Source organism: Xanthomonas vasicola, from assembly GCF_000772705.2.
GTDB classification, from domain to species: domain Bacteria; phylum Pseudomonadota; class Gammaproteobacteria; order Xanthomonadales; family Xanthomonadaceae; genus Xanthomonas; species Xanthomonas vasicola.
On record NZ_JSBW02000078.1, the window covers coordinates 1 to 7,110 of the forward strand.

The 7,110-nt window shown below is 56.0% G+C and carries 5 protein-coding genes; all 5 read right to left on the reverse strand.

The genetic code is table 11. The annotated features are described in order from the left end of the window. Positions 1-112: 112 nt before the first annotated feature. Positions 113-2,218 (reverse strand): hypothetical protein, encoded by a 2,106-nt coding sequence (locus NX05_RS23985; RefSeq protein ID WP_230597689.1) that lies wholly within the window; start codon positions 2,216-2,218, stop codon positions 113-115. A 37-nt stretch (positions 2,219-2,255) separates the two neighbouring features. Further along, the gene (locus NX05_RS18600; RefSeq protein ID WP_039431892.1) at positions 2,256-2,894 is read right to left on the reverse strand and encodes a DUF1629 domain-containing protein; all 639 of its coding nucleotides are present in this window, start codon (positions 2,892-2,894) and stop codon (positions 2,256-2,258) included. Positions 2,895-3,022: 128 nt separating this feature from the next. After that, on the reverse strand, positions 3,023-4,387 hold the full coding sequence (locus NX05_RS18605; RefSeq protein ID WP_039431891.1) for a DNA double-strand break repair nuclease NurA: 1,365 nt from the start codon (positions 4,385-4,387) through the stop codon (positions 3,023-3,025). Positions 4,388-4,389: 2 nt separating this feature from the next. Next, positions 4,390-6,480, reverse strand: coding sequence for an ATP-binding protein (locus tag NX05_RS18610; RefSeq protein ID WP_033836758.1), 2,091 nt, complete (start codon positions 6,478-6,480; stop codon positions 4,390-4,392). Between the two features lie 13 nt (positions 6,481-6,493). Next, positions 6,494-7,009, reverse strand: coding sequence for a DNA adenine methylase (locus NX05_RS18615; RefSeq protein ID WP_249027786.1), 516 nt, complete (start codon positions 7,007-7,009; stop codon positions 6,494-6,496). Between the last annotated feature and the right edge of the window lie 101 nt (positions 7,010-7,110).

The following is a 7,110-nucleotide window of genomic DNA, read 5'->3' on the forward strand; positions in this document are numbered from 1 at the left end:
CCTCACGCCGCGTCCGCTTGCGCTTGCCGTTGTACTCCGCATCGCCGAAGGTCAGTTGCATCGTCGTTGTCCGTTGCGTCTGTGTGATTGTCGCAGGATCAAGGGGAGTTGTTCAGAGTTTCCCTAGGCTTGGCGGCTCTAGCCGATTGCCTTGCGCCTCGCTCAACGCCTGCCGGATGTCCTCGCTGCTGGTGACGGCCACCACGCGAGTCACCCCATCGCTGCCGAGCTGGAGGTGTGCGATGGGGCTGTCGTAGCCGTATTGCCCCAACGCATTGCGCTGCAACTGCTGCATCGTCGGCCCAGCGATGCCGTTGGCCTCTATGGTCCGCTGCGAGGCCAACTTCACGGCCTGTTGGGTTTCCGGATTAACGTTCAAATCAACGCCTGCGGCCCGGTAACGATGCAGCAATTCGTTGCGCTCCATCTGCGCAGCGGTTGGCGCAGGAAGCGCCTGAATCGCTGCCAGGGTCTCATGGGCACGCTCCAACGACGGCTGGCGCACCTGATTCGTCAGCTCCAGTTCGACCGCCAGATTGCCAGTGGCCGCCCCATCTCTGCCGGCCCACTGCCCAGCCTCGTTCCGCTGGTAGACCTGCCCGTCGTGTCCCAGCACGAGACTTTGCTTGGCGAGGGCGTTTTCCACGGCTGCCTGCACCTCCACTCCATAGGCCTGGGCGCGCTGAGCAGCATGGTTTTCCAAGTAGGCGGCCGCGATGGCTTCGCGCCCGGTGGCAATGTTGCTTTCGATGCGGCCAAGGGCTTCCTGGTTGAGCTGCTGCGCGCGCTCCGGGGAGGCGATCTGGTGCTCGTAGCTGCCCCGGTCGTTGGCACCGGACACGGCGGTTTTGACTTGGCGCTCCCATGCTTGGCTCTCGGGATTGCGGTGCCAGTTCTGGTTGTCCAACCCGACTTGGTCACTGGCCCGTGCAGGGAGGTTAAACGGGTCCTGGGGCGGCGGGGCCTTGCCCAGCGCCAACTCCACTGCCTTGGCGTTGGCAAGCGCGCCCAGTTCCCGCGATTTCTCGTAGCTGGCCACCACGGGCTGCTCGCCGCTCGTGCGCCGGCCATCCGGAGCGAGGTCGATGGCCGCTTCGCGCTGCCAATTGCGACCGTTGAACTGCCACTCCACGCCCGCTTTGTCGGTCTGGTGGTAGATGGCGCGGTTGTCCAGCAGATCCGCGCCTTTGTCGAACGTCTTGCTCATCAACAGCGCATCGCCGACCACCAACGCCGCAGGCACGAAGCCGCTGCCGCCCAGCGCTGCTGCCGTGGATGCACCTCCAGCCCAGCCGCCGACGTTACGGGCCAATGCATGGGTGACCTCGGACTGCGCGGCCGTGGCATTGCCCTGTTCCAGCAACTCGGCCGAGCGGCGGGCGGTCAGCACTGCGTCTGCCCCCGTCGCCAACAAGCCGCCCGAGCGCACCAAGGTGCTGGCCGACGCCGTGCCGAGCAGCACTTCCATGGAAGCGGCGCCGCTTTGACCGCGAGGAACTCGCAAAGGCCTGGCGGCTTCCTTGCCCAAGGTGTTCTCAACCAGGGCCACGCCCCTCGGCGATATGGTCAAGCGTCCGCCGTGGTAAGCGTTTGAGATGGCTTGAGACAGACCATGTCGCTGAAGCTCGGCCGCGCCACCACGGGTCAGAGGGTTGGGGACACTCTGGATATGCTGGAGCGTACTCGCCACACGGGCTTCGGTATGCGTCACTGCCGCCCAGCCGTTATCCACCGCCGCATAGCCCTTCAGACTATGAAGTTGCACGGCATGGGCTTGCCCATAAGCGACTTCGTTGCGAAAGAAGTTCTGGACGCCTGGACGAATGTCGTCAGGCCTCAACCCCAATGGAGCGTTGGTGTGCAGGTCGCCTCGAATGAGGCCCACACGGACGGTATCGCGCAGCGTTTCCACACGCCCGGCGATGCGCTCCAGAGCATCCGCATCGCCCGCTAGCGCTCCCACTCCGTCAGGGGTCTGCTCCAAGCGCCATAACCTCTGCCGTAGCCCGACTTGGTAGTCAGCGATAGGCCCCCCGCTATGCGGGGTGATGCCCAGGGTCTGCGCAAACGCGGGGTTCGATGGCAGGAACAGTCGGTTCTCCGGCGCGTGAATATCGAAATGCCCCGCGTTCGACAACGCTTTGAGCAAGGGGCTTCGATCCAGCGTCTGTTGCTCGATGGCGTGGTGGTCTTGGAAAACAGGCCTGCTGCGAGGCATGGGTCGGGTTCCTTCCTAAACCGTCGGGCTTGCGCGACTAGATATCCGAAGCGTCGATCAGCCAAAGGCCGTCGGCGTCAGTATCGGTCGCCATTCCGGCCGCCGTCACGGCGTCCTTGAACACCTGATCGCAGAAGACTGCACCGGTGTAAGGGGTCTTGAACACGTGAGCGTCGCCCAAACGCTGGCGGTCAAAGGTAACGCTGGCCCCGCCCGTCAGATCGTAGAACTTGCCGTTAACGAACGGCTCTGTGGTGTCAACAAAGAGTTGTGAGGCCACTTCATCCAACGCGTCGATTTGTTGGACCACGTCGCAAAGGAAATGTCGCGGACCAGCACTACCGTCGGCAAGGCGGTAGTCCACTTCTGCGAATGCAAACGCGTGGGGATCGACCGTTGCCATGACTTGCTGGAGCCGCTCAGACACCAGCCAGTAGCCGCTGAACCCAGGTTCTAGGTCCAAAGGTGGCGGGCCTTTGCTGGGGTTGTAGACCAAGCGCGGGGTCTCGCGAAGGGGTGGGAAGCCGCCGCCTTCGGGGAGCAGAATCAACCGCGGTGGCGAAAGCAGCCGGTCTAAATTTTCGAAGACCACGCCGTTGGTCGGCCCGTTTATCTTGCCCGCCTCAAGGATGAAAAACTCGCCGGACTTTGGACGACCGGAGGTTGTCGATTCCATATGCAACATTCCACTACCTCTCAGCTGACCAAGAATCTTACCGCCACGTCTTCATTACGCCAATACGCCTGCTGAAAAGAGCACCTCGCTAGAGAAGCCACGTAGAATTTCCCAACCATCAAACGCGATTATTTCAATCCAGCTCGAACCATCAGATCCAAAACCTTTCCTCCAGGGGATAGGCTAATCGAGGCGTGACGATGCGCTAGTGCAACGGGAACGATTGCACTTTCATACAAATCCATCTCGAAATGCCTAATGAGGTCGCAGGCCTGCTGGATCAAGGTCCCATAACGCACCGACTCGACCTTAGCCTTGGAAAACCCCGATCCACCTTTAGCACAGGTCTTGTCTTGAAACGGATAGGGTATTGCAAAGTTGAAAATCCGCCCACTTTCAGTTCGAAATAGAAAGTCCTGCCCGTAATAAGTCTCATTGCCGAAGTTATCAGACGGTGATTCAGCACCAGTGATGTATTGATTTCGATACTCATCGTCAACCACCCGCAACGATCCAGGTCTAATATGCTCTTCAATCAACTTTGCGTGATCCATCAAACCCCCAGTCTTCTGAAGACCCAAGACAAGCATGGGCCGAAGATTCCGACACGCAAGCTCTTCGTTGACTTGGTATATCAAACGTTGAAGGCGCTGGGAAAGTTTTGCGGGCTCACCGAATATTGCCAGAGGCCCATCCACCACAAAAGAAAGATCAGAAAGACGAGAAACGTCTTCTATCTGGACTTGCTTGACGAAAGAAGCAAGCATCAGATGCTCGACTGCATTCATCATGCGGGTCATCGCTGAACTATTGTCGCCAAAATCGCTGATCCCTTCGTGTAGGCGGAGGGAATCACTAATATAGATCGGAGCCGAGCAGAGCGGACAGGAAAGCTCGTTGGCAGCACCATCAAATACTAGAGAAATTCCTTCCTGGCAACTTGGACACTTGGATAAACTAATGTGACCTACTTCTAGGTCACGCAAGGTTTTTAGCAGGGTCTGACCACGGTGACTTTCACTCCCCACTCTCTGCAGATGATCGAAAAGTGCATGCCGGAAGCCGTCTTTAACACCCTTGCTTCCCTTATAACGAACATTGCTTCCTGGCATTGTAAAAGTAACTGGGTGCGCCTCCCTGTGGATCTCAGCAGCACGAAAAGGGTCAACGAAGCGGCCTCCGGCGGGGACCAGACCAGCATACTTCTCCATATTCACAAGAACGTGGCTAACCTTTAAGAATCCGATCTGCGTGCTGGGCAGCCGCTCACTTATCGGCGTGTCACTTTTACTGGCATCTGAGGCGATGACCATGCGTGGTAGCAATGGCTCCGGGCTACTGGGGGCTGTAGTAAATAAAGCCCCAATTTTTGCGGCTTCCTGTTCGGAAGGTTGTCGAAGGTAAGCACAGCTTTTCAAAAATGTGTTCACATCGGGGTTGCGAACAAAGTCCGCATGCCCGCCTTTACCTGCCGGTTCACCTGGGTAGGGCATCGTCAAACAACTCCAAGTCCAAGCTGACCAGCATCCACACCGAGCTGCCGCATTTCTTCGCGAACCTGCTCAGGCGTAAAGCGATTGATCTGCGTAGGAATCACAAAGGGCGCTGAGAGGGTTTTAATCCGGGCAAAGCCTACATCTTGAGCAGACTTCAACGACGGCAGAAAATCACCGAAGTCGTAAAATTTCCCGAGCGTTCGCAGCTCGTCATCGTTGTTTAGGTGCGTAACGAACCAGTTCTCTGTATTTGCCAGAATGTTCGGATGGACAGAGGATGGTTCTTGAGTTGCATAGACAAATGCGATCTTTGCTTTCGCACCCTCCTTGGCAATGCGCGGCCAGGTGGCAGTGAGTTCGGATTTCTTGCCAATCAAGTTGTGAGCTTCTTCAACATAAAGCACAACATTTTGTGGAACTTTCCCTTGATTGAGTTCGCTCATCTGACGCTCGAAGAGCTGACGCGCAATGCGCTCAGACAAAACTTCGCGAATTTCAACCGGCCCAACCGACAAATCAAGTATAACAATCTTACCCTTTGATAGATGGGCAATGATTTCCACAGTTACATCGGCGCTACGGCGTTCAGAGTGGTATGGGGTATACGCTTGAACAGCCCTGTAGCCTCCGAATGGTTGGCCGCGCGTGTTCTCACGCGCAAGCATGTTTAAAAGAGCCTCAAGCGTGGGATCTACCCAAGACTTTCCTTTGGTCGAGGACTCCAAACCAATCGTGGGTTTACTTTCTTCCTTTTGCCGTTCTTTCAGGGTTCGATTAGCCAAACGTATGGCCTCAAACCAGACGCAAGCATCTTCAAGAGAAGATTTCTCGGAAGACGGGGCATGAACTCCATCGATTGTGTCAGTTACCTGCTTGACCAAGGCCTTGCTAAGCGGGACTTTGACGACGAAGTTTGATGGCGCTCGATAACCTGCCTTTGAGAGAATGCATTGAAAGACCGCGACGTGCCTCTCCCATCGCACGTGATCTCCTTTGTCCTGTGCGCTCGGCTCTTCCAAAGATGTGCCCATAAAGGCTTCCAGATCTTGGCCAGAGTAGGACGAGGGAGTCGCTCGAAAGAGCGATTGAATCAAACCAATTGCCTGCGCGGGCTCCTGATAGAAGTTGGTCCGGAGATCCTCGAAGCCCTGGGTGGTCATGGCTCGGTAACGGACCACGCGCTCCTGGCCAAAAACCGCTGCGATAGAGCTCCCGTCGTCCTGATGATTAGCATTTGCGTATTCACCATTGACATCGAAGATCAACTGACCCACATGAATATTCGATTTTAAAGCGGCCAATGCGACGGCAGAAACAGTCGTTTTTACCGTATTGGACTTACCAGTTCTGGTCATTCCCAATACTGCTGTTCGCCGCGCCAAGAAGTCTGCGGGCTGGATACGCACTGGGACACGCACCTCGTCTTTGCCTCTATGCAACCGATCGGTTGAGGTGTAACGAACTTGACCAATGTCAATCGGTCGGGGCGCTTCTTCAAATCCTGATTTCTTAGCCTCTTCCTGTGCCTTGGCTTTGACTTCCGGATTCATGTGATTGACGATCATTTCCAAGGCTTCGGCGCGCGGCTTGTAAGCGCGCATCCTTGACAAGCTCATGAAGTTTTCCAGATCACTCCCCAGGCGTAGTTGTCCGTCAGGACCGGTATAGAAGGTTCCGAGCACTCGACAGCGCATGCCACCCCATTGCAACTCGTTGGCTGTCATGGGGTCAAGACCATCATTTTTATCGCCCGGGTAACGCTCATTTTCCAAACGTCGCTGGTGATGCTCGATGCGTGTTCGAACCATATCTCCGTCCTGAGGTAACGGCGATGGGCCGAGCACACGCAACAACACCACCTCCCGGTCAACCTCAAAAGACTCGGAAAATTTTTCTGGATCGAACCCAGCGGCAACAAGAAATGAATTGTGAGGCAAGCCGTTGACTTCATGCTTGAACTTGTCGTTTGTCTGAATCAAACACTCGTCGTAAGACATACGATAGACGTAGCCAACGAAAGATTGGCTAGGCTTTCCGATCAGCCGTGACAGCGGAGTATTCGACAAAACTTGAGTAAGAAGTCCGTTCATGCCTATTTCCTTCTTAAGCGCATTCACTCAGGGCCATGCGACGCGTAAGCGTAGGGGGCATTGGAAGAGTGAGATTGTTGTAGAAAAGCACCTCGCTCGCCAATGGGCGGGCCAGATGCGTTGAGTAGGTAAGCGAGAAAAGCGTCGACTTCATCCCCTTGTAAATCTTACGGATCTCAGAAGTGTCGTCGTAGGTGATCACAAGAGGCTGCTCCAGCCGCTTGGCTGCCTGGGCAACCAAAGCATGGTCATCATGCCCATAGCAATTTCGGTAAAGCTGAGACCCTTTAACGTAATAAGGTGGATCCATGTAAATCAGCGTTTTCTTGGGAAGCTTGCTTCTTATTTTTGAGAATAGCTTTAGCGCATCAAGGCCATGCACTTGGATGCGGTCCGAATAAGCCGCAACCGCTTCAATGCGCGCGACCAATCTCTGACGGTTATAGCGCGCGTCCAACTTGTAAGGGCCGGCTTGCTCTTTCCCCCCAATAACGCCCCCATTTAGTTGTCCCTGAAAAATCCCCTTCAAGCGCCCCGTGCCGTCTGTGACAGCGGCACGTGGCTAAAGGATGGCCATTCCATCGCCCGCATCCAGGCACGCAAAAACGCGATCCAGCGCAGCAGCCAGCG